The organism is Cyanobium sp. PCC 7001 (genome assembly GCF_000155635.1).
Lineage (GTDB): Bacteria > Cyanobacteriota > Cyanobacteriia > PCC-6307 > Cyanobiaceae > NIES-981.
In genome coordinates this window covers 1,698,809-1,719,824 of the sequence record NZ_DS990556.1, presented here as the reverse complement: position 1 = coordinate 1,719,824, position 21,016 = coordinate 1,698,809, and the positions used below count along the sequence as shown (strand labels likewise).

Below are 21,016 nucleotides of genomic sequence, written 5' to 3'. Positions count from 1 at the left end.
CGCCCATTCAACGATGCGGGCCCGCCGAAGCCTCGGGGAGTCAGTCGCGGCCGGCAACGGCCGTGAGGGCCGCCAACCCCCCGAGGCCCAGGGCCACCAGCCCCACCAGCAGCGCAGCCGGCAGCAGCAGCAGCAGGCCCAGGATGCCCAGCAGCGGAGCGATCCCCTGCCGCAGAAGCGTCCGGGCGGGGGCAGGCAGGGACCGGGGAGGGTCGTTGCGGCGGGCCAGATGGTCGCTGAGCAGCACGTAGGGCAGGCGCACGGCGAGCAGCCGGAGCAGTCGCAGCCAGTCGAGCGGATGCAGGCGGGTGCGCTCCCGCTGCGGCAGATAATCCCGGCGCGCCTGGCCCACCACGGCCCTCAGGTCGGGCAGCACCGCGTCCGGCTGCCCCGTGACGTCGAGAATCCAGGCCAGACCCGAGAGCCGCCCGATCAGATAGTCGTGGCGGCGGTAGCGCTCATGGAAGAAACCGCCGAAGGCGGCCAGCAGGTCGCTGGCCAGCAGATCGACTGGCGATACCGCGCCTTCCGGCAGGGGTTGCCCCGGCGTGCGTTTGCCGATGAGCGTCTCGAAACGCGCCAGGGCGGCCACCTCCGCGCTCACCGGACTGGGGTCGGCATCAGGCTGTTGCGCTGAGGTATCGGGAGCGAGGTCCAGCTCCGCCTCCAGCCGCGCCTCCAGCTCCGCCTCTTCGGCGGCCACGGCCAGCAGCAGCGTTCGAAACGCCTGCGAGCGGAAGGTGAGCACCGGATCGATGGGATCGAGGCGCACCTCCCGGTAGGGCAGCACCTGGCACAGGCGGATGGCCTCCGGATCGGTGTCCGCCAGGCCCTGGTCCTTGATCAGCCGCTCCCGGGCGTGAACCAGCCGGTTGATCGCCTCGATCTGCTCCAGGCGCAGGTGGTCGTGTTCGGCCTTGGGATAGGTGAGCCCGGCCAGGGCGGAAGCCACCGCTCCGAAGAAGCGCTGCAGCACCGATCGGTTGCCCTTCAGATCCGTCACGGGGATCGGCTGCACGTACACGAAGCGCCGCCGCTGCTCCCGGGCGGGGACGTGGTTCCAGTCGCCGGCGAACGCCTCAAGATCCTGATCGAGGGGGTCCCCATCCATGGGCTCCCCATCCGGCGCCAGCTGGTTCAGCAGGCCGATGCCCTTGAGCACCGGCAGTCCGTCGAGCACGCCGCCGTCGGTGTAGTCGAAGCGCAGCCGCAGCGTCGAGCCGTGCTTCTGGGGCTCCCCCTCCCCGTTCACCCGCACCAACACCCGGTCGGGGTCGCTGCCTTCGGGGGTGCCGGTCTGGGCGTCGGCCTCGCGCAGGTACAGCTCCAGGCTGGTGGCGTCGAGCTGCAGGTTGTAGCTGTGCGGGTCGCTGCTGTTGGAGAGGGGCGGGAAGGCCAGGGGAAAGGCACCCGAGGCCCGCGCCGACTCCTTGGCCTTGCGCCAGCGGCGGTTCAGCAGCGCCAGGCCCTCACCGCTGACGCCGTTCTCCGTTCCCGCAACGAGCTCCTTCATGTGGCGGTGGAACAGGAACCGGCGCGTTTCGGCATGGCTCACCGTGCATCGTCCAGCCACCTCGCTGCGCAGCACGCCCTGCAGGTTCGTCGTGGTCATCAGCACGGCCAGGCTGCGGGCCTGCAGGGCCCGCGCCATGCCGGGGAGGTCGGCCTCACGCCATGTGCCGCCCACGTCGTCGGTGATCGCGGCGATGGCAGCGCCGCTGAGCAGCCCGAGCCGCGGTCGCGGCGCCACGCCGCCGACCCGGGACGGCTCCCGCAGGGCCTGCTCTTCCGAGCGGTGGTCGGTGAGGGCGCGGATATCGGCCCGCTGCACCCAGGCCCGGTAGAAGCCGTTGCGGGGCTCTTCGGCGTCGGACCGGATGCCGGGTGCAGGGCCGCCCGGGTCGTCGTCCGCCAGCTCCTCCAGGGCTCGACCGGGATCCAGCAGCAGGCAGCGGGCGGCGATCAGGCCCGTCATGGCGCCGGCGGAGGCGCCGGTGATCGTGTCGATGCACAGGGCCGGGGCCAGTGTCGGGTTGTCGTTGCCGGGCCGGGGCCGCAGGGAGGCCTTCACCAGCTCGGTGAACACCCCGGCCATGTAGGCCCCGAGCGCGATGCCGCCCGAGCAGTTGAGGGTCACCGGAAGGGAGGATTCACCCATTCCTGCCGTCCGAGCGCTGCCTTCAGCCTGGTCAGGTCTGCCACGGCTGTCAGCAGCAGGCTTTCTGCAGCAGGGTGTCATCAACAGAAGGCCCGCCGGGGTGAGCCGGCGGGCCTCGCTCAGCCCCTGGGATCAGGGGTCAGCGTGGGGAATCAGCGCTCGTAGGCGTTGCCCCGGTAGGTGAGCTGCTTGTGCTCATCGCTCTGACCCTTGTCCGCGGGATGGTCGTGGTGGGCATCCACGTAGGGCACGCCCCTGTAGGCCTTGGCCATCAGGAACTGGGCGTCATGCAGACGCTGGGTCTTGAGGATCCTGTTTCTGACGAGTTCGAGAACGTTCATGGTGATCTCCACAGCGCCCACCTCCCCGTTGCCTGAGATGGGTCCAACTGCATCCGCCTGGGGACAGGAGGATCAACGTGTTCACATCATAAGGCTTCGGTAGCGGTTGCTACAGACACGGCCTGCCGGGTGGATTGCCGAACCTTGGCGGTCTCCGGGCTCCTGCGGGGCCTGTGGGCCTGGGGAACGCCCGGGGGAGCTGCTCCCTAGCCTGAGCCGATGCCCCAGGAGGTGATCACCGACCGGCTGCTCCGCAGCTGGCTGCGCTGCCGGCGCCGCGCCTGGCTGGACCGTCACGGTGATCCCGACCGCCGCCTCTGGACCGCCCACCGGGCCCTGGCGCTCAGTGATCAGCTCGCCAGCTTCCAGCGGCTGCTGCCGGAGCGGCCCGGCCATGGCGTGGCCGCCTGCGCCGCCGGCGCTCCCGGGGTCGTGGGGGTGCGGCTCCGCTCCCCCGGGCCGGCTGGCCAGGAGCTGCAGGCCCACCCACCGCTTCTGCAGCGGGTGCCCGGCCGCAGTGTGTGGGGGGACCACGCCTATCGCCCGGTGCTGGGAAAGCAGGGGCGCAACCTCACCCGCGAGCATCGGCTCGTGCTCACCCTGTGGGGGCGCCTGCTGGCACAGCTGCAGAAGGCGCCGGTGCCCCAGGCCCTGGTGGTGGCCAGCGATGGCCGCGGGCTGCAGCAGGAACGGCTGAGCCTCTCCCCCTCGCTGGAGCGCCAGCTCGACGACAGCCTGGCCCGCCTCGCCTCCGACCTGCAGCGCCCCCAGCCTCCGCCTCTGGTGGCCGATCGCAAGAAGTGCGTGCTGTGCAGCTGGCGGGGTCTGTGCGATCAGGAGGCCGCGGCGCAGGGTCACCTCAGCGAAGTGAGCGGCATCGGTGGCCGGCGTCGCGAAATGCTGCTGGAGCTGGGGATCACCACCCTGGCGGAGCTGGCAGCCAGCGATCCGCTACAGCTGGCCGAGGCGCTGGCGGTGCACGGTGACCAGCACGCCGACGTGGCGGCCCAGCTGGTGGCCCAGGCCCGGGTGCAGGCCAGCGGCCAGCCGCTGCGGCTCGATCCCGCCGGCCTGGACGCTCCCCTGCCGGAGCTGGATCAGGCCCCGGGGGTGCTCCTGTACGACATCGAATCGGATCCGGATGCCCGGGACGACTTCCTGCACGGCTTCGTGGTGCTGCCCAGGGGCGGTGACGGCAGCTGGCCGGCGGCGCCGCCGGCCGGTGGCGCCTGGCGCTACCAGCCGCTGCTGGCCCGCCACGACCACGGCGAGGCGCGGCTCTGGCAGCGGTTGCGGCGCCTGCTCGCCCGCTACCCCGGCTGGCCGCTGCTCCACTACGGCGAAACGGAGGCCGTCGCCCTGGTGCGCCTGGCCGGCCGGCAGGGGGCTTCCCAGGCCGAACTGGCCGCCCTCCGCTCCCGCCTGGTGGATGTGCATGCCCGGGTGCGCCGGCACTGGCTGTTGCCGGTGAGCAGTTACGGGCTCAAGGCCGTGGCCATCTGGGTGGGATTCCGCTGGAGCCAGCCGGGGGTGGATGGCGCCCGCTGCCTGCTCTGGTGGCGGCAGTGGCGCCGGGATGGCGGCACCCGCCGGCTGCAGCGCATCTTCACCTACAACCGCGACGACAACCTGGCCACCTGGGCCGTGGTGCGCTGGCTGCTGGATCAGCGGCCCTGAGAACCGGACCCCACGGGAGGGGGAGTGAAGGCCTCAGGGACCGACAACCGGGCGAGGCCTGCCCCCGGTTCTGGACCCAGCAGCAGCGCGGGTGCCTCCAGGGCCTGGCGGCGCACCAGGGCCAGGCCGATCCAGTCGCCCCCGTCCAGCTGCAGGGCCGAGGTCACCCGCCCTGCCCGGCCGCCGTCCGGGTTGTCGGGATGCAGCAGCACCGTGCCGGGTTCAGGAACCGTTGCCGCCGCTGGGCTGCCCTCCGGCCGCTGGCACCAGTGCCAGCGGCGCAGTTGCTGCTTAACGCCGTCGTAGGTGGCCAGCTTGGCCAGGGTTTCCTGGCCCACGTAGCAGCCCTTGGAGAGGGAGACCCGATCCGCCAGTCCCAGCTCGAAGGGATTGGTGTCGTCGTTCAGTTCCGCCGACGCCGCGGGCAGACCCTGCTGCAGCCGCCAGCGTTCCTGGTCGTGATCGCCCAGGGCCGGCAGCGCGGCCAGCTCAGCCGGCAGGGGTGCCCCGTCGCGCAGCAGCCAGCTGGCCCCCAGGCGCCAGCCCACCCCACCGCCGAGCTCCCCCCAGCTGAGGGGGGCCGCCGGGGCGGCCATCGGCCCGGAGTCGGGGGACACGGGCGGGAGCACGGTGATCAGCCGGGCCGGTTCCAGCGTCCCCAGGCCCACCTGATCCGCGGGGAACAGCACCCGATCCAGGGCGGAGCGCACGGCTTCGCCGTCGCCGGCGCTCACCACCAGCCAGGCGCCCTCGCCGTCCACCAGAACCTCAGCCAGCGCTCGCATCCGGCCGGTCGGCGAGATGCAGCAGGTGGGGATCCAGGCGCCCGGGGGCGCCAGCTCGATGGCGGCGCTGGTCTGGCCGTGCAGAAAGCGGCGGCTGTCGGTTCCCTCCAGCCTCAGGAGAGTCACGGGCCTCTCGAGCCGGGCCGGCTCCGAAGGCCGCCAGTTCCAGGGGGTCGGCATCACTGGGATCGTCCGCAGGGCGGCTGTCGGGCTCGGGGCTCCTAGCGCAGCTCCGCGGCCGTTGCCGCCACCTCCTCCAGCAGGAAGAGGCTGCGCAACTCAAGCCCGGCGGCGGTCATCGCCTCCAGCCCCCCTTCCTGGCGGTCCACGATCGCCACCACCCGCTCCACCCGATAGCCGGCCTCCCGCAGCTGGGCCACGGCCTTCAGGGACGATCCGCCGGTGGTCACCACGTCCTCGAGCACCGTGATCCGCTCGCCGCTCCCGGGCAGCGGGCCCTCGAGCCAGGCGCCGGTGCCATGCCCCTTCGCCTCCTTGCGCACGATCAGGGCGTCGAGCCCGCGGCCATCCAGGGCCGCCCGCATCGCCACGGCGCTCACCAGGGGATCGGCGCCCAGGGTGAGGCCGGCCACGGCCGCGGCCTCGGGCTCCACCTGCTCCAGCAGCAGGGCCCCCAGCAGGGCCAGCCCGGCGCCGCTCAGGCTCACAGGCTTGCAGTTCACGTAGTGGTCGCTGCTGCGGCCCGAGGCCAGGGTGAAGCGGCCGTGCCGGTAGGCCCGGCTCGCCAGCTGCACCAGCAGGTTCTGGCGCATGGCCGCCGTGGCTGTGGGCAGCACGACGGAGGGGATGGAGACGGACATGAAGGTGGACGCGCTGGGGCGGGCAAGGGTGGCCGAACCTGCCGATCTTGACTAGTTTGCGCCTACTCAGGATGTTGGCGTTGGCTGTGACGCAAGTACTGGCGCAGTGGCCCCTGCGCATGCCGTTGTCTCGGGGCCTGCTTCCCAAGGCTTGCCGGCAGCCGGCTGCCGGGGCTGCCGGTCGATCGCTCCTTTGGCGCCTTCCGCTCCTGGTGGCACCGCTCACCCTGCTCGGACTGGCTGCCCACCAGCCCGCCCAGGCCGGTCCTGTGGTCTGCACCACCACGCTCGAGGCCCCTCCCTCCGATTCCTCCCTCGGGGGAACCCCACCGGCGCCGGTGGAGGTCACCCGCTGCAATGCCGTGCAGACCATCCCCGATCTGGTGGAGCGCCGGTACTACGGCTGGACGGCCCCCTATGCCCGTGGGGTGAGCCTCACCAACCAGATCACCGAACTGTTCGGCATTGCGATGGGCGGCGGTGACGGCACCCGGGTGATGGGGCTCGGTTTCTCCGATCAGGCCATCGTCTGGGATGGCACGGCGATCGAGAACACGTTCCGCGCCCTGAACGACCAGCAGAGCGATCCGATGCCCTTGCGCACCGCGGATGTGTCCAGCGGTTTCTCCGGCAATCTCGGCAACCCGCAGCCCGCGCCGGTGGCCTGGGAGGATCCTGGTCCCACCTGGTCGCCACCGGTCCGCGGGCTGTGGTGATCTCCCTGCGCCGGCCATGACACGCTGGTGTCTGGCCGGTTGACAGGGCTCTGCCTGATCACCCGGCATCCCGGGGGTCTAGCAATCTGGTGAATGCAGCGGGCTCATAATCCGCCGGAGGCGAGTTCGATCCTCGCGACCCCCACTCTAAGCGAATACGGTCAGCCAACCCCCGCACGGCCAGCCCACTTGGACTATCTATCCTCGTGCTTTGAGAGATGATGCAGAGTTTGACTGAATCTCTCCAAGAGTGTGGCACTGATTCTGTTGCCTTGTAGCAGCAACATGTGATTCCGATAGCCTTGGATTGGAGAGCGACAAAGCATGGGAATGATGACACTGGTTTCAAGATGCCGGCACTCTGCATCAGTGGCATCGGGTACTACGGCACGAAACACGTGGTCGGCAAACCTTTGGCGCTGCTCTTCTGTGCCCAAGAGGCAAAACCCCTTCAGAGCCCACCATTGCACGCGCAAATTGTAAAGCATGGTCAACGTGGCTGAGATTGGTGAGTCAGTCAGTGGAGAGATCAGCCGTGTTGGGTGAAGGTCATACAGCAGATGGATGTGTTGATCGGGATGCTTGGCCAGGGAAAAGTAACTGGCAACGTGATGCTTCAGATGCACCTCCACGACGGTCTCCGCGCTGGAATGCAGGAGTGACAGTCGCAAAGGCTCTGGCGTGGAGCGTTCCGGCCTGATCAATCCGTGCTCCCACCGGATCACGGCAAAGAAACTTGGATCTGCTGCAAGGCCATGGTTGATCACACCCCAACCGATACAGGGAGCCACGCTGAAGCCGAGGGAAGCAAGATGCCGGGAGGCTCCATACTCCACTGAAGCCTGCTGGTAGCTCATGCCGCCCGAGAGGGCGGCGTCATGACCGATGGCGATATCGTCCATCCTGCCGCCCTCATAGTCAAATCGGAAAGCTGCTGGACCAGTGGCGTGATACACCCCTGGCGTGATGGTGAACTCAGGAGCACGCCCGCAGCCTTTGATCTTCAGGCTGTACTGATCATTCATCTTCAACAATACAGACCGCGACCCCGAAGTCGTGAATTCATCCCGCTGCCCGGTAAACCAGCCCAGCACGCGCTGACGCTCGGCTTCACAGCCGTCGAACCGAATCAGGTCAATCGTAGGAGCTGGCTCCGATGGCATGTTCCTGGGGCTTCAGGATGATGGCGCGTACGCCTTGGAGTAGCCCCTGTTGGCCTCAAAGCTCGTCAGCTCAATGTCATGGAGATCAGTAAGGTAGGAGTAGCCAACGGATTGATACTCACTCCGTGCATCGAGCTGTTCGTACCGTTGCCTCCGTTTGATTCGATCGGATTCGCGAATCATCTTCAGGTGGTAGATGATCACATCGACCACTGGGAACATCCCGTTGCTGCGACTATTCAAGGGAGCCCAGGCTCCATGGAGTGGCTTATTGTCAAATTCGTGGTCGTGGCGGGCAAGGAAGAGACGAGGCGAAGACTTCCTTCCCCAGATTCCATCTGTTCTCACCATGTTCCATGCATTCCAGCAATCAAGAACCCTGAGACCCAGCCCCCATTGTCCTGATTCAAAAGCTTGGAGGAGGATGGGGATAGCTCGATCTCTGAAATTGTCCTCAAGCCGTTCATCAGCATCAAGAACCAACAGCCAATCGGCATTCTCCTGGAGCGCAGTGGTGATGAGAAGGCGACGGTCTCCTGCTTCATCCCATACGTGATCAGAACGGTCGGGATGGACGATGAGCTCCTTGACCAAAGGGTGAGAACGGACAATGGCCGTTGAACCATCTGTGGATCCATCATCCAAGGCGATGATCCCATCGACTTTTCCTTCCAGATGTTCTAGATAGGTGGGTAGATATCGAGCTTCATTGCGGAATCTCAACAGAACATGAATGATTGGGTTGCGGTCATCCTGTTGTTGTGCCCTCGTTTCTGAAGGTCCGCCTCCCAACCATCTCTGGCTTGTGGATCCCAGCCAGAACGCGAAGCTGCAGACCGGCAGCACGCTTGGGGCGTAGCGAAGAACCCAGCGTTCCTGAGGACCAAGTCCCCAGCGTGCAAGATGCAGCAGTCTTTGGCTGTGCTGGCGCTCCGCAGAGAGAGCTGCCCATACCCCTTTCTCATGAAGCTCCATGGAGGGGAGGAACCAAGGCAGTGCTGCCCGCGTCGATTCGCGCCGACGTCCGCGCTTGAACTGGTCGATCAGAAGACCGAGGAAGCCAGTTGGATGGCGATGCGCTGTTTTGACTGAGGGTGTCCAGGTGATTTGATGAAGGTGTTGGAAGCGTGCGTTAAACTCACTATCTTCGCCAACGCGTAGATCTTCACGAAACAACCCAAACTCATCAAAAAGACTGCGCTCATAACTGATTCCGTAATGCACAGCCTCCTGTTCTGGTATCCCTGGAAGGCGACGGCTATACAGGCGTAGATGACTGATCCAGGACCAGAGATTCTTCCTGTCACTGGGAACCAGTGCAGAGGAAACGGCTATCGCGCCAGTCTGATGCAGACGCAGGCGTTCAGCAACCCATCCCTTTCTTGCAATGCAATCATCTGCAAGAAAGGCAATGAAGGGAGCAGTTGTTTTCTTGATCCCAATGTTTCTGGCGCAGCCCACAAAACGGCGCCAGCGGCGGTGGATCACCGGCACAGCCAAACCTGCTGTTGCAAGGTCAGCTGCTGGGGTTAGTCCCCCCGTGCTGACTACCACCACTTCAGGCTTGGGGTTTTGCCGCACGAGTGAGCGTACAGCATCAACAAGTAGTGGTGATCTTCCTACGCTGATCACAATGCAGGCCAAATGAGGAGGGCTCTCGCGGGAGGATCTGAACGGAACATTCGATACAGAAAGTGAAGATTTCTCCTCATTGAGGTTGTTGGCCAGTGATTGCAGAACTGTATCCGCGAGTGAGCGCACATGCTCAGGATTGAAAAACCTGCCATGGCTTCCTGAAATCTCGTAGAAGTCGTATCCCAAAGGGTAGCTCTGGCGTAATCTCGAGCTAACTTCTGACTCAGGCTGCGATTGCAATGGGTTGAATTCGCTGTCCTCTCCAAAGATGATGGTAGTCCTGCCGTTGCTGTAGGGTTCAAGCCTGCGGTCTTCCATGAGGATTAGGCTTTCAACCTGTCTTCCTTGGCTCTCCAGGATTAAGGCGACGGCGCGGATGATCCTGGCGCCTTGGCAGTTGCCTCCAAGGATGAATCGTCCGTCAGGCTGAAGGCGCCTCAACTCGCGAGCATAAATAGTGGCAAGACTCTGAATATTGTGCTGCGTTTCCTCCATGATCAAGTGGCCAGAGCGCATCCCAAAAAGGCAGATCTTTTTTGGCAGCATTTCCGCCAAGCTCTGAAACTCTTGATTTCCTTGGAAGCACCAGAACAAGTTCATTGCCCCCCCCGGGTATTTCCCCCTGCTACCACTCCGGCTTGCCCTGATAATCAGGCTTCCAGGTTGATCCCGGACCCCTGACCAGTCGTTGATCATATCGGTTTGTCGTCTAATTAAAATCTCTGTGCCAACTGAATCGCTAGGAGATGCTTGCTGACCTGGATAGTCTGGCCTGATTCTTGTTGCAATAGAGGATGATTGGCTCCGCACTGATGAATGACGGAAGACCTCACCTATAGAAACCGACCGTCTCAACCACTTCTCTATTTCAAGCGCGAGCTGTGCGGCTTGCAGAGAGTCTCCACCAGCTGCAAAGAAGTTATCATCAATCCCAAAGTTCTGGTGGCCAAGTACTTTGCTCCAAAGCTCATGGATCTTGAGCTCAGCTGGAGTGAGGCCTTCCGGAGTTCCGGCCACTCGTGAGGCAGCTGGGTAGATTTTGATGACATCGCTGATGCCCGATTCCTCGGATTCAAGCATCCGTCCCAATGAATATCGACTTACTTTCCCAAGGCTTGATCTGGGGATGTAAGCCTCAGGGATTACGATCACATTGCTGGGTCGCACCCCAAACTCTTTGCCTACTTGGTCAACGATCTTTGCGGCCAGGGAGTCGGATGGCTCAGCATGATCGGCTTCTGTAATGATGATCTCATAGCTACTTGAAGAACTATTGTCGATCCGGCTTGATGTCTGAAGAGCAATGGCTGTAGCGACGCCAGGAATCTTAAGCGCAACATCCTCTACCATCTGGCAGGGATACTTGACGGCATTGAGGATCAGTGTCTCCTTGATTCTCCCTGCCAGTTGCAGCCTTCCTTCCTGGATTCTGCCGACATCACCTGTGCGTATCCATCCATCGCTCGTGAGGAGCCGTCCATTGTCCTGGGCTGCGTTGAGGTAGCCAGTGGCCATGCTGGGGCCCCTTACTTGAATTTCTCCAAGATCGGGTCTCTTTTCGTCTTGAATGTCGCTATTGGTTTGCATTCTCACTTCGTGGTCATGGTTCAGGTCCGTAAACCAGAAGCCAGTCGTGCTGTTGACTGCAAAGGTATGCGCATTCAGACGCCCACTCATCACTGGACCACACTCTGTGAGGCCGTAACTCTGTACATAAATCTCGCTGTTGGCTCCAAAGTCCGTGAGAGCGCTTGCAAAGTCTCTGAACACGTCTGGTTGGAGTGGCTCCGCCCCAATGCCGACGCTATCGATCATGGAGAGGTTAATCCTGTTGAGACGAGCTACCGGCGCCTGGCGAAGAGCATCCAGAATCAGCTTCATGCCGAAGCTCGTCATCGTGGTGTGTGTGACTCGGTAGTTGCTGGCTAACTCCAGCCACTGCAGAGGGTCTTTCAGGAAACCGATGGTGTGGAGAACCACCTTGCAGGACGCATTGGGACTGCAGGCTGAAAGCCCCATGGCATGGTCAAGCGGCGCCCAGGACAGAAACTTTGTCGTGTTGTTGATGGCAGGGCCACAGGGCCACCACCGAGAACACACGGCACGGTCGGAGAGTTCTACAAGAGAAGCCTGCCCTGTCGTTCCTGATGTCAGGATGAGCAGCCTTGGATCGGAGGCACGGGCAACATGAACTCTGGCCTGCTGATTCTCTGCGCCGCACCCGTTGGAGTTCAGTCGAATCCAATGGCTGGGATGGATACGTTGTCTCCACCCGGTGAGTCTTCTGGCGGCAACTGAGTCAAGTACATACAAGTCTTTTTTGTCGACGAGTGCATCGAGCAATTTCCGATGCAGTGCCTCACGGGCGGGTCCCTCCCCGATCCCTGCTTCAATGGGTAGGGCAGTGATGTTTCCCAGTAGACAGGCCCATAGACATGAAATAAAGTCTTCCCTGCTATAGCTTCGGATCACTAAAACTGAGCCTGGCCCAAGACCTGCTTTCTGTAAAGTCGCCAGCACATCAAAAGCACGCTGGCCGAGGTTGCCGAAGGTCAGTGATCGGTTGAATCCATTTTCGTCGATCAGATGAAATTTCGAGGAGGAGTCATCCTGGAGAGAAGAGTGCAGATACTCGGCAGTAGAAGATCCTGCTGACCTGGCTCTATCCTCAAGGCTGGGTTCCATTGGAGTCAATTCGGGTCACACCTGTGCTTTTGTGCTTGGCACGGAATAACTGCGGAGCCTGGATACTAGATATTCAAGTTCAGGGGAAAAGCCGAGAGGAAGATAGGTCTCCATGCGTGCGATTTCGCCCAGTACGTCTCGACATCCCCGCTGCGACTGAAACCAGTCGCGATAGGTATAATAGGAGCTCGGATAGGGAATCACGGTAGGGAGCACTTCACCGTCACTGACCCATCGAAATGTCTCCAGTGCGCGACGGCTGTGAAAGTGAATGGCGACAAGGGCTGTCCTCGGCTTCCGTCGCGATGCTGGGGGCAGACTGTGTTGGTGGCGATGCAAAAGATCGATGGCGTTCGTGCAGTTCTCCAGGGTGTTCGATGCACAGGGGTCAACGATCAGATCCCTGCTGGGGATGCCCGCCGCCAAAGCAAGCCCTGCCATGAGCATCGCCTCGTTTCCTTTGAGTCTTGCGTTCTCCCCGCCTGTGAGCAACAGCTTGCTGCAGTGGCCCGAGTGATAAAGCTGGATTCCTTTTCGAATGGGCTTGCTATAGCTCGTACAGCCAAGGCATATGGCTACGTCGAAAGTGCTGAGTCTTTCTTCGAGAAATATGTACTGGGTAAGCTCTTGAGTGAGGCTTGAGTCTTTCTGGAACAGTGATTCAGAAGGCGCTATTGCGTGAGCAGTGATCGAGTGGGTCGAGCCTGAGATGGTGGACGCTGGTGGCACTTGTATAGGAGTCACGCGGCCCGAGCAAATTCATCCGACACGAGTTCACATCCCTCTCGTCGGTAGGCAAGAGTGTACTCGTGTTTCTGCGTGGTTGCATGCTCGCTGAGCCTGATGTCGCTTCCCCTCTGCTCACTTGCCTGGTGCCGGCCCGCAACGCGGCTCAGGATCTCCCTGGCTTTCTGGAGTCTGTGGCCCTGTTCTGCGATGCGGTGGTGGCCCTGGATGATGGCAGCACAGACAACACCGCGAGCCTGTTGGCTTCCAGCAGCCTGGTGAGGATCCTGCTGGCGAATCCCCGCCGTGAGACGTACCACGGCTGGGATGACGCCGCCAACCGGGCACGGTTGCTTGAGGCGGCGAGCGCTCTCAAGCCCCGCTGGCTCCTGTGGCTGGATGCGGATGAGCGTCTCGATCCTGCTGAGGGTCAGGCCTTGCGCCAGTTCATCACGGCACAGGCCATGGCCGATTCCGCCTACGGCTTTCGGGTGTTCCCGCTACGCAACGACCTTGAGCATTACGAGGAGCGGTGCCTGTGGGTGTACCGGCTGTTTCATCATGCCCCGGGTCAGATTCTTGAAGGCCGTCGGCTCCATCTGTTCCCGATTCCAGCCCAGATCCCTCGGTCGCGTTGGCGACGGACCACCCTCAGAATCCAGCATCTCGGCGGTCTGACCGCCGCACGCCGCAGGAGCCGGTATGACAAGTACCGGCAGGCTGACCCGGCGTGCGAATTCCAGACGGACTACCGCGCACTTCTACGCGATCCCCCTGCGGCTCTGCCCCGTTGGACACCCCGTTCACCCCATGAACCCATGCTCTGGGAGGAGGTCGTCGCCACGGCGTCATCGACCGGCAGCGCCCCGGGCCATGCGGCCAGAGGGTTGTCGATCTCATTTCTGGTTCTTTTACCTGGGGATGCTGCAGAACTGCCATGCCCCGGCTTCGAGGGGGATCCTCTGGAGATCCTGCAGCCGGGGGATGCCGATGGCCTTGACCATGAACTTCTCCTGGTGGACAACGCTGTCTCTGTCCTTCCAGAAGCGACGCCCCCGCAGGCCAGTCCCGAGGGCGTCGGGCTTGAGTCCGTTGCCTTGAATGGCCTGGCGATCAATACCAGGCTGGTGGAGGCGAAGGGTGAAATCGTGTGCTTTCTGGCTCCCTGGCTGCATTACTCGCCCGGAGCTTTCCGGCGGATGGTGGAGGCGCACCGCCGCGGCTTCGCCATGGTGACAGGTGCCCATCACCATGCTGACCAGCTTTCTGGCGACCGTTCCCTGCCCCCTTCTTCTGGTGACTCCATGGGCGCCGTGCTCGGCACCCCTCCGGACCTGTGCAGTTGGAGGCGCGATGCGCTCCTCGAAATCGGAGGGTTTCCGCCGATGCTCCGCCTCCCTTGTCGTGACCTCAACGCCGCCCTGATGGCCGCGGGATGGCAGGCCTATGCCGCCGCGGGTGTGCAGATGGACCGCTCCGGGCCGGTGACCGTGTCACATCCGTCCTAGCCTCTTCAGGAGACCAGCCTGGATCTGAACTCTTCACGCGCCTGCTCCCTCCGTTCTTGCCGCCGGTTGGATTTCCCTGGGCTCCCCATGAGGCCTCAAGCGTGATCCTGCTTCTGGCGTTGCTCGTGCTAGTTCTGCTACTGGCCTTCTTCTCCGCCGGCGAACTGGCGGTGATCAAGATCCGCCCCAGCCGCGTGAGTCAGCTGCTGGAGAGCGGCGAACCCGGCGCCAGGGCCGTGTCCTTGCTGCAGCGCCGCCTGCGGCGGGTGCTGGTGGCCACCCAGCTGGGCGCCGTGCTGGCGCTGGTGGCGCTGGGCTGGGCTGGCCGCTCGGTGGCGGACCGGCTCACCGAGGCCTGGGCGGGCTCCTCACTGCCTGCGTCCTGGCTGGACGGGATCGTGTTTCTGGTGCTGGTGCTGCTGGCCACCCTGCTCGGTGGTCTGGCGCCGAAGGCCTGGGTGCTGCACAACCCCGAGGCTTCGGCGTTGCGGCTCTCCCCCCTGCTGGCCGCCGTGAGCCGGAGCCTGGCCCCGGTGATCGGCCTGATCGAGCGGCTCTCGGCCATCCTGCTGCGTCTGCTGGGATTGCCGCGCAACTGGGACGAGCTCGTGCCGATGCTCTCGGCCGGCGAGCTGGAAACCCTGATCGAGTCGGGCAGCGTCACCGGCCTGATGCCGGATGAGCGCAACATCCTCGAGGGCGTGTTCTCCCTGCGGGACACCCTGGTGCGGGAGGTGATGGTGCCGCGCTCCGGCATGGTCACCCTGCCCCTGGACGTCACCTTCGCGGAGTTGATGCGGGCCGTGCACGACACCGCCCATGCCCGCTTCCCCGTGATCGGCACCTCGCTGGATGACGTGAAGGGCCTGCTGGATCTGCGGCGTCTCGCCGATCCGATCGCCCGGGGCCAGCTCAGTGCCGATTCCCCCCTGGCGCCCTACATGCTGCCGGTGACCCAGGTGCAGGAGAGCACCCCCCTGGCCGATCTGCTTCCCCTGATCCGCAGCGGCCAGCCCCTGCTGGTGGTGGTGGACGAGCACGGCGGCACCGAGGGGCTGGTCACGGTGGCCGACCTCACCAGCGAGATCGTGGGCGATGACGACGAGCCCCAGGACGGAGAAGGTGAGCTTCACGAGCTGGCCGAAGGCTGCTGGTCGGTGGCGGGGGATCTCGAGATCTTCGAGCTGAACCGCCATCTGCCCGTCCCCCTGCCGGAGGCGGACGGCCATCACACCCTGGCCGGCTTTCTGCTGGAGCGGTTGCAGCACATCCCGGCGGCCGGGGAAGGGGTGCGCTGGAAGGGCTATCAATTCCGGATCCTGGCCATGGATGGCCCCCGCATCGCCAGGGTGGAGATCGAGCGCCGGCCCGAAACCCCGCCATCGCCAGCCGCCCAGGATGCCGAAAAGGCGGAGGAGAGCAGCGATCGCCGATAATCAGCGCGTTTGCACGCCCTTGCCATGAACCCTGTGCGTGTGGGTGTCATTGGCATCGGCAACATGGGCTGGCACCACGCCCGGGTGCTCAGCCTGATCAAGGATGCCCACCTGGTCGGCGTGGCCGACCCGGACTCCCGCCGTGGCCAGCTCGCCACCGAACAGTTCGACTGCCGCTGGTTCGCCTCCTTCGAGGAGCTGCTGCCGCTGGTGGATGCGGTCTGCATCGCCGTGCCCACCCTGCTGCACCATTCGGTGGGGCTGCGCTGTCTGGAGGCGGGCCGCCACGTGCTGATCGAGAAGCCGATCGCCGCCAGTCAGGAGGAGGCCAGTGAGCTGATCCAGGCGGCGGAGGCGGCCGGCGTGCTGCTCCAGGTGGGGCACATCGAGCGGTTCAATCCCGCCTTTCGCGAGTTGATGCGGGTGGTGGCCGGGGAAGAGGTGGTGGTGCTGGAGGCGCGCCGCCACAGTCCCCATCCCGATCGCGCCAACGACGTGTCCGTGGTGCTCGATCTGATGATCCACGACATCGATCTGGTGCTGGAGCTGGCCGGCGCCCCGGTGGTGCGGCTGGCGGCCGCCGGGGGCCGCTCCGCAGAGGGGCCGATCGACTACGTGAACGCCACCCTGGCCTTCGCCAACGGGGTGGTGGCCAGCCTCACCGCCAGCAAGATGGCCCACCGCAAGATCCGCAGCCTCAGCGCCCACTGCCGCGCCTCCCTGGTGGAAACCGACTTCCTCAACCGCACCCTGCACATTCACCGCCGCGCCCATGAGACCGTGAGCGCCGAGCACGGGGAGCTGGTGTACCGCTCCGATGGGGTGATCGAGGAGGTGAGCACCACCTCGATCGAGCCGCTCTATGCGGAGCTGGAGCACTTCCTCCAGTGCGTGCGTGGCCGGGATGTGCCGGCGGTGGATGGACTCCAGGCCTCGCGGGCCCTGCTGCTCGCCGACCTGATCGAGCAGTGCGTGGAGCAGCCCAACCTGTGCATGACCCTGGAGCAGCCGCTCTGATCCGGAGCCGTTGCCGTAGCTGTAGCCGTTGCCGTTGCCCGGTTGCCGGTTGCCGGTTGCCCGTTCAGTCCTCCTCAAGCGTGAGCTGCCGCAGCGCCTCCAGTTGCCAGCGGCGGCAGGCGGCCGGTGAGGCGTTGTAGAAGGCCTCCCAGGCGGCCGCCTTGTGCAGGGTGTAGGCCTCGGGCGGAATCTGCGGATGGCACAGCTGCCAGCCCACTCGCACGGCGTGGCCGATCACCACATCGAGCGCCAGATCGTCCTCGAAGCGCACCTGGGGGTTGGCTCCCACGAAGGCCATCAGGGTGACGAGGGTTTCGGTGCAGAGCTGGCGGTATTCCGGAGCCTCGATCTTGCTCAGCAGGTGCTCCACCAGGGCCGCGAAGTTCTTTTCCCCCGGCGTCTTCTCGCTCAGCAGAGGGGCGCTGGCCAGCCTGTTGCGGCGCTCCAGCTTGTCGCCGATCACGATGCCGCGGCAATGGTGCAGCAGCTCCCAGACGCCGGCATAGAAGTCCCGCGGCACCTGGCCGAGGGCCCCCAGCCGCACCCTGTGCTGCAGCCAGCTCTCGCCGCTGGGCAGGTCCTCCAGCGGGGGCGGCACGCTCCAGTGCACCCGTCCACTCACGTGCAGCTGCTCCTTGCGCTTGAGGGAGTCCTTGGCGTGCTCCACATCGGCCATCAGGGCCTGCAGCCGCCGGCGGATGGCGTGGGGCGGCTGGGCGCAGAGGGCTTCGAACGCCTCGCTCGGGGTGAGGTCGGCCTCGGCGGCCAGCTCGCTGGTGAGCAGCAGCAGCAGCTGGCCCACCTGCAGGGTGAGGCTGCCGCTGAGCAGCCTCGGCTCGTGGCGTGCCAGGCCATCGAGCGCCAGCAGCAGCTCCTGCTGCAGCATCCATTCGCGGCTGTCCTCGCCGCTGAAGCGGCGGATCATGGCCGCGATCGCGGCACTCCCCTGGGGTTCGGTGAGCAGGGATTCGGTGGTGTAGTTGCGGCCCACCACCACCTGGCGCTGGCGCACGAGCAGGTCGGTGAGGGCATCCTCCAGCTGGGGATGCACCAGCGCGAGCCAGCCCGCCGTACGGCGCACCACATCCCAGTCGGCCTCGCCGAGGGCCCGGTGGTACACCTCCTCGAGCAGGCGGCGCAACGGCACCGGCTGCTCCTGACCCGGGCCCTGCAGCAGGGCTTCGGAACCGAGACGCCGCACCAGCTGCTCCAGCACCTCGGCCTGCTCCTCCAACGAGGTGCTCTGCCAGAGCCGGTCCGCCAGTTCGGCGATGCTGAGGTCATCGCGCTCCAGCTCCTGCTCCTCGGCGGCGGAGAGCGGGGCCTGGCGGCTGCTGGCCTGCAGCGGCACGGTCGAGCGAGGCGCGTCCGGCTGGTCCGCTGCGGCCAGGGCCGGCAGGGTGACCCAGTGGGCCTGGCCGGCCAGCTGGTCGAGGCTGGCCAGCGCCACGGGCACTCCGCCCACCTCGCCAGCCAGCAGCTGGGCCCCCAGGCTCAGAAACGGCGCGGGATCGCTCTGGAAGGCCGCCTCCGCCACGGGGATCAGCAGCAGGGGCGATCCGCTGCCGCGCCACTGGCGCTGCAGCATGCGCAGTTCCGCCTGCACGGTGTCCACCTGCAGCTCGGCGTCATCGGCCAGATAGAACGTGCCCTCCTCCAGCACGGACGGCACGAAGGCGAGCAGCTCTTCCCCCCCTCCGGGCTGCGGACAGCGGTAGAGGCGCGCCGTGGCCAGGGTTTCCATCCGCACCGGTGGATGGCCGGTGAGGCCGAGGCGCCGGTTCGCCCCCACCTGGGCCAGCCGCTGGGCCAGCGCCTCGGATCCCTGGATCACGATCGGGCCGCTGGCCGCTTCCTCAGGGGCCGAGCCACCCAGGCTGCCGCTCGTGGGCAGGCCCGCGGTGCGCAGGGCCTCGGCCACGGCCGCGCTGCCTGGCACCAGCCCCACCAGCACCCGCTCGGCCCGGGGCGGCGGCGGCAGCCGGCGGCCACTGGGGTCGAGGTCGGCGGGGGTGATCAGTCCCGCCAGCAGCAGATCGCCGAGCCAGGTGAGGCTCTGGGTCCACAGCAGCGGCACGTTGTCGTTGGGCTGGCGCGGCTGGCTGCCGGGCTGGCGCCGTTCCCGCTCCACCGCCTCGGGCGGCACCAGATAGAGCTCCGGGAGCAGGGGAACGCCGTCCTGCACCACGCTCACGCTGGCCAGCCGGCCGCGCCACTGCCGTGCTTCCTGCCAGCGTTCCTGGCAGCAGGCCGTCACCAGCTCATAGGCCCAGAACAGGGGCCATTCACACTCGATGTGCTCGAACTGGGCCAGCTCCTCCCGCTCGTAGTGCAGGCGGGTGTGGTCCTCCACCACGGTCTGGTGGCCATCGCGGCGGAAGCGCTTGTAGCCGTAGGCGCCGCCCAGCTCGGCCCGGATCTTGTTGCGGGTGCGCTCCGCCAGCTCCCGGTCCTCCACGGCCCAGGCCGGATAGCCGATCACCGAAAGGCAGGCCGCATCCACCTCCTTGCTGGCGGATTCACGCGGCAGCAGCCCCTGCAGCGCCCGTCGCAGCCGCACGATGGCGTCGTGGGGGATCACCAGGCAGCAGCTGCCGTCCCCGTGGGGGCCGAACAGATCCAGGTCCTCCAGGGCCTCGAGCGCCGCCTTCACCATGCCGATGGAGCTGGCATTCCGTTCCGGCAGGCCGTGGTTGCCCTTGTCCCCCCGCTCCCAGATGCCGTAGTCGGCCACCCGGTAGGCCCGGGCCACGTAGTACACGAGGTTCTGCACGAAGTCCCGCTCGTGGGCGCTGCGCACCACCACCAGTCCGGAGCGGGTGAGCTGGGCCAGCTGCAGCAGGAACACCGCCGTGGCATCGAGCTGCAGGTGGCCCCAGCCGTCGTCCGGCACCACCGGGGCGCCGGTGGCGGTGTCGTACTTGGCGTGCAGGGCGTCGCCCCGGTCCAGGCTGTGCTTGAACCGCTCCACCTTCGCCGCCTGCCGCAGCATCGCGTTCATCAGCCCCCGCATGAGCTGCAGCACGCGTTGCTCCAGCTCGAAGGCACGGCGGCAGGCACCGAACTGGCGCCGGTAGGCCAGGGCCAGCCCCCACACGCACTGGATCGAGTACACCCCGTCGCGCACCCAGGCATCGCCGTAGTTGCCGTGCACCGTGTTGGCCGTGCTGGCCGGCAGCAGCCCGGTGATCGGATCCTGGCGGTCCAGCACCACCTGGCTGACCTGCTGGTCGAGCTCAGCCAGCAGCGTGGTGGCGGCCTGGTCGGCCACCAGCACCGGGCTGCCTGGCGTTGGAGCCATCTCGGACTGGGGCATGCGGTGGGCAGGGGTGGCCTGCTCGCAGGCCGGCCATAGATTCTCTCCCGCGGCAACCCCATCCATGGCATCGAAGGCCACCGAAGCCAGGCCCCTCGGGCCGCGCACCGAGGTGCTCTCGGTGCCGATCGATGTCTGTCCGGATGTGCGGGAGGCGGCCCTGGCCCTGCACGCCAGGGGTGGCGGTCAGATCGTGACCCTCAATGCCGAGATGACGATGGCGGCCCTGGACAACCCGGCCCTGGGCCAGGCGATCGCGGCCGCCGATCTGGTGATTCCCGACGGGGCCGGCGTGGTGTGGGCCCTGGGCCGCCAGGGCTTCCGGGTGCGCCGCAGCCCGGGGATCGAGCTGGCCCACAGCCTGCTGGTGCACGGGGCCCGGGTGGGCTGGCGGGTGGCGCTGGTGGGGGCGGCGCCGGAGGTGATGGCCCGGCTGCAGGAGCGGCTGCGGCAGCAACTGCCCGAGCTCCAGCTGGTGCGGGCCATCCATGGCTTCCAGCCTGCGGAGGCCTGGCCCGCCCTCGAGGCCGAGCTGCTGGCGACGGCTCCAGACCTGGTGCTGGTGGCGCTGGGGGTCCCCCGTCAGGAGCTGTGGATCCAGCAGCTCGCAGGGCGCCGCACTGGCCTGTGGATGGGGGTGGGGGGCAGCTTCGACGTGTGGGCCGGCGTCAAAAAAAGGGCCCCCCGCTGGATGGGAGCCCTGCAGATCGAATGGTTGTACCGGCTGATTCAGGAACCGAGCCGCTGGCGCCGGATGCTGGCGCTGCCGGCCTTCGCCTGGCGCGTGCTGAGGGAAGGCTGACCAGCCGTGGGATCGGGCTGGGCCGAAGATCAGCGGAAGCCCACCGAGGCCTGCCACACGAAGGCCAGCAGCAGGAAGAAGAAGGGGATGATCGGCAGGATGTCCACCAGGGGACCGAAGGCCTGGTAGGCCTCGGGCAGCTGGGCCAGGGTCTGCGACGGCAGGTGGGGCATTGAAGCGGTAGCCAGCAGCGCGGAGACGGCCATCCCTGCAAAACGATCAGCAAGAGC

Annotated in this window: 15 protein-coding genes and 1 tRNA gene; 7 read left to right on the top strand and 9 right to left on the bottom strand. The window is 65.8% G+C overall.

The window, feature by feature from the left end; translation table 11 throughout:
• Nucleotides 1-40: 40 nt before the first annotated feature.
• Together CPCC7001_RS08565 and CPCC7001_RS08560 are read right to left on the bottom strand one after the other, a co-directional pair.
• On the bottom strand, nt 41-2,158 hold the full coding sequence (locus CPCC7001_RS08565) for a DUF3376 domain-containing protein (RefSeq protein ID WP_006911433.1): 2,118 nt from the start codon (nt 2,156-2,158) through the stop codon (nt 41-43).
• A 152-nt stretch (nt 2,159-2,310) separates the two neighbouring features.
• A complete protein-coding gene (locus CPCC7001_RS08560) occupies nt 2,311-2,499 on the bottom strand; it encodes a hypothetical protein (protein ID WP_043369793.1) in 189 nt (62 codons plus the stop codon).
• Nucleotides 2,500-2,718: 219 nt separating this feature from the next.
• Between CPCC7001_RS08560 and CPCC7001_RS08555 the strand changes: the two genes are divergently transcribed.
• A complete protein-coding gene (locus CPCC7001_RS08555; RefSeq protein ID WP_006910885.1) occupies nt 2,719-4,176 on the top strand; it encodes a TM0106 family RecB-like putative nuclease in 1,458 nt (485 codons plus the stop codon).
• Here CPCC7001_RS08555 and CPCC7001_RS08550 read toward each other — a convergent pair.
• Nucleotides 4,164-5,141, bottom strand: a complete 978-nt coding sequence (locus CPCC7001_RS08550; RefSeq protein WP_006909200.1) for a folate-binding protein YgfZ — start codon at nt 5,139-5,141, stop codon at nt 4,164-4,166. The genes CPCC7001_RS08555 and CPCC7001_RS08550 overlap by 13 nt on opposite strands.
• 41 nt (nt 5,142-5,182) lie before the next feature.
• Nucleotides 5,183-5,782, bottom strand: a complete 600-nt coding sequence (gene pyrE / locus CPCC7001_RS08545; protein ID WP_006910555.1) for an orotate phosphoribosyltransferase — start codon at nt 5,780-5,782, stop codon at nt 5,183-5,185.
• A gap of 212 nt (nt 5,783-5,994) precedes the next feature.
• On the opposite strand from pyrE, the gene CPCC7001_RS08540 reads away from it, so the two are divergent.
• The gene (locus tag CPCC7001_RS08540; RefSeq protein ID WP_006911645.1) at nt 5,995-6,498 is read left to right on the top strand and encodes a hypothetical protein; all 504 of its coding nucleotides are present in this window, start codon (nt 5,995-5,997) and stop codon (nt 6,496-6,498) included.
• A gap of 72 nt (nt 6,499-6,570) precedes the next feature.
• Nucleotides 6,571-6,643: transfer RNA gene (locus tag CPCC7001_RS08535), tRNA-Ile, on the top strand.
• A gap of 49 nt (nt 6,644-6,692) precedes the next feature.
• On the opposite strand, the gene CPCC7001_RS15170 is transcribed toward CPCC7001_RS08535, so the two are convergent.
• From CPCC7001_RS15170 to CPCC7001_RS16015, 3 genes are read right to left on the bottom strand one after another with little or no spacing between them, the layout of a single operon-like run.
• Nucleotides 6,693-7,661 carry a hypothetical protein gene (locus tag CPCC7001_RS15170; protein WP_006910833.1) on the bottom strand — a complete coding sequence of 323 codons (969 nt, stop codon included), beginning with the start codon at nt 7,659-7,661 and terminating at the stop codon, nt 6,693-6,695.
• Nucleotides 7,662-7,673: 12 nt separating this feature from the next.
• Nucleotides 7,674-11,981: an AMP-binding protein gene (locus CPCC7001_RS15165; protein WP_006911036.1), complete on the bottom strand. Its 4,308-nt coding sequence runs from the start codon at nt 11,979-11,981 to the stop codon at nt 7,674-7,676.
• Between the two features lie 15 nt (nt 11,982-11,996).
• Nucleotides 11,997-12,710 carry a YdcF family protein gene (locus CPCC7001_RS16015; protein ID WP_071778293.1) on the bottom strand — a complete coding sequence of 238 codons (714 nt, stop codon included), beginning with the start codon at nt 12,708-12,710 and terminating at the stop codon, nt 11,997-11,999.
• A 143-nt stretch (nt 12,711-12,853) separates the two neighbouring features.
• Here CPCC7001_RS16015 and CPCC7001_RS08520 point away from each other — a divergent pair, with 143 nt between their 5' ends.
• The 3 genes from CPCC7001_RS08520 (at nt 12,854) to CPCC7001_RS08510 (ending at nt 16,668) form a co-directional block, all read left to right on the top strand.
• A complete protein-coding gene (locus CPCC7001_RS08520) occupies nt 12,854-14,215 on the top strand; it encodes a glycosyltransferase (RefSeq protein WP_198006473.1) in 1,362 nt (453 codons plus the stop codon).
• A 104-nt stretch (nt 14,216-14,319) separates the two neighbouring features.
• The gene (locus CPCC7001_RS08515) at nt 14,320-15,651 is read left to right on the top strand and encodes a hemolysin family protein (RefSeq protein WP_083782674.1); all 1,332 of its coding nucleotides are present in this window, start codon (nt 14,320-14,322) and stop codon (nt 15,649-15,651) included.
• Nucleotides 15,652-15,675: 24 nt separating this feature from the next.
• A complete protein-coding gene (locus CPCC7001_RS08510) occupies nt 15,676-16,668 on the top strand; it encodes a Gfo/Idh/MocA family protein (protein WP_006909388.1) in 993 nt (330 codons plus the stop codon).
• A gap of 64 nt (nt 16,669-16,732) precedes the next feature.
• Here CPCC7001_RS08510 and CPCC7001_RS08505 read toward each other — a convergent pair whose 3' ends face one another.
• A complete protein-coding gene (locus CPCC7001_RS08505) occupies nt 16,733-19,969 on the bottom strand; it encodes a glycoside hydrolase family 15 protein (RefSeq protein ID WP_050757217.1) in 3,237 nt (1,078 codons plus the stop codon).
• 79 nt (nt 19,970-20,048) lie between these two features.
• On the opposite strand from CPCC7001_RS08505, the gene CPCC7001_RS08500 reads away from it, so the two are divergent.
• Nucleotides 20,049-20,786, top strand: a complete 738-nt coding sequence (locus CPCC7001_RS08500; protein ID WP_050757095.1) for a WecB/TagA/CpsF family glycosyltransferase — start codon at nt 20,049-20,051, stop codon at nt 20,784-20,786.
• Nucleotides 20,787-20,815: 29 nt separating this feature from the next.
• On the opposite strand, the gene CPCC7001_RS08495 is transcribed toward CPCC7001_RS08500, so the two are convergent.
• Entirely contained in the window at nt 20,816-20,959 is a 144-nt protein-coding gene (locus CPCC7001_RS08495) for a photosystem II reaction center protein K (RefSeq protein WP_006910591.1), read from the bottom strand.
• Between the last annotated feature and the right edge of the window lie 57 nt (nt 20,960-21,016).

Coding starts and splice junctions, on each gene's coding strand:
- CPCC7001_RS08500 (WP_050757095.1), top strand. CDS start 20,049: ATGGCATCGAAGGCCACCGAAGCCAGGCCCCTCGGGCCGCGCACCGAG.
- CPCC7001_RS08565 (WP_006911433.1), bottom strand. CDS start 2,158: ATGGGTGAATCCTCCCTTCCGGTGACCCTCAACTGCTCGGGCGGCATC.
- CPCC7001_RS15165 (WP_006911036.1), bottom strand. CDS start 11,981: ATGGAACCCAGCCTTGAGGATAGAGCCAGGTCAGCAGGATCTTCTACT.
- CPCC7001_RS08550 (WP_006909200.1), bottom strand. CDS start 5,141: ATGCCGACCCCCTGGAACTGGCGGCCTTCGGAGCCGGCCCGGCTCGAG.
- CPCC7001_RS08555 (WP_006910885.1), top strand. CDS start 2,719: ATGCCCCAGGAGGTGATCACCGACCGGCTGCTCCGCAGCTGGCTGCGC.
- pyrE (WP_006910555.1), bottom strand. CDS start 5,782: ATGTCCGTCTCCATCCCCTCCGTCGTGCTGCCCACAGCCACGGCGGCC.
- CPCC7001_RS08505 (WP_050757217.1), bottom strand. CDS start 19,969: ATGGCTCCAACGCCAGGCAGCCCGGTGCTGGTGGCCGACCAGGCCGCC.
- CPCC7001_RS08560 (WP_043369793.1), bottom strand. CDS start 2,499: ATGAACGTTCTCGAACTCGTCAGAAACAGGATCCTCAAGACCCAGCGT.
- CPCC7001_RS15170 (WP_006910833.1), bottom strand. CDS start 7,661: ATGCCATCGGAGCCAGCTCCTACGATTGACCTGATTCGGTTCGACGGC.
- CPCC7001_RS08495 (WP_006910591.1), bottom strand. CDS start 20,959: ATGCCCCACCTGCCGTCGCAGACCCTGGCCCAGCTGCCCGAGGCCTAC.
- CPCC7001_RS08510 (WP_006909388.1), top strand. CDS start 15,676: ATGAACCCTGTGCGTGTGGGTGTCATTGGCATCGGCAACATGGGCTGG.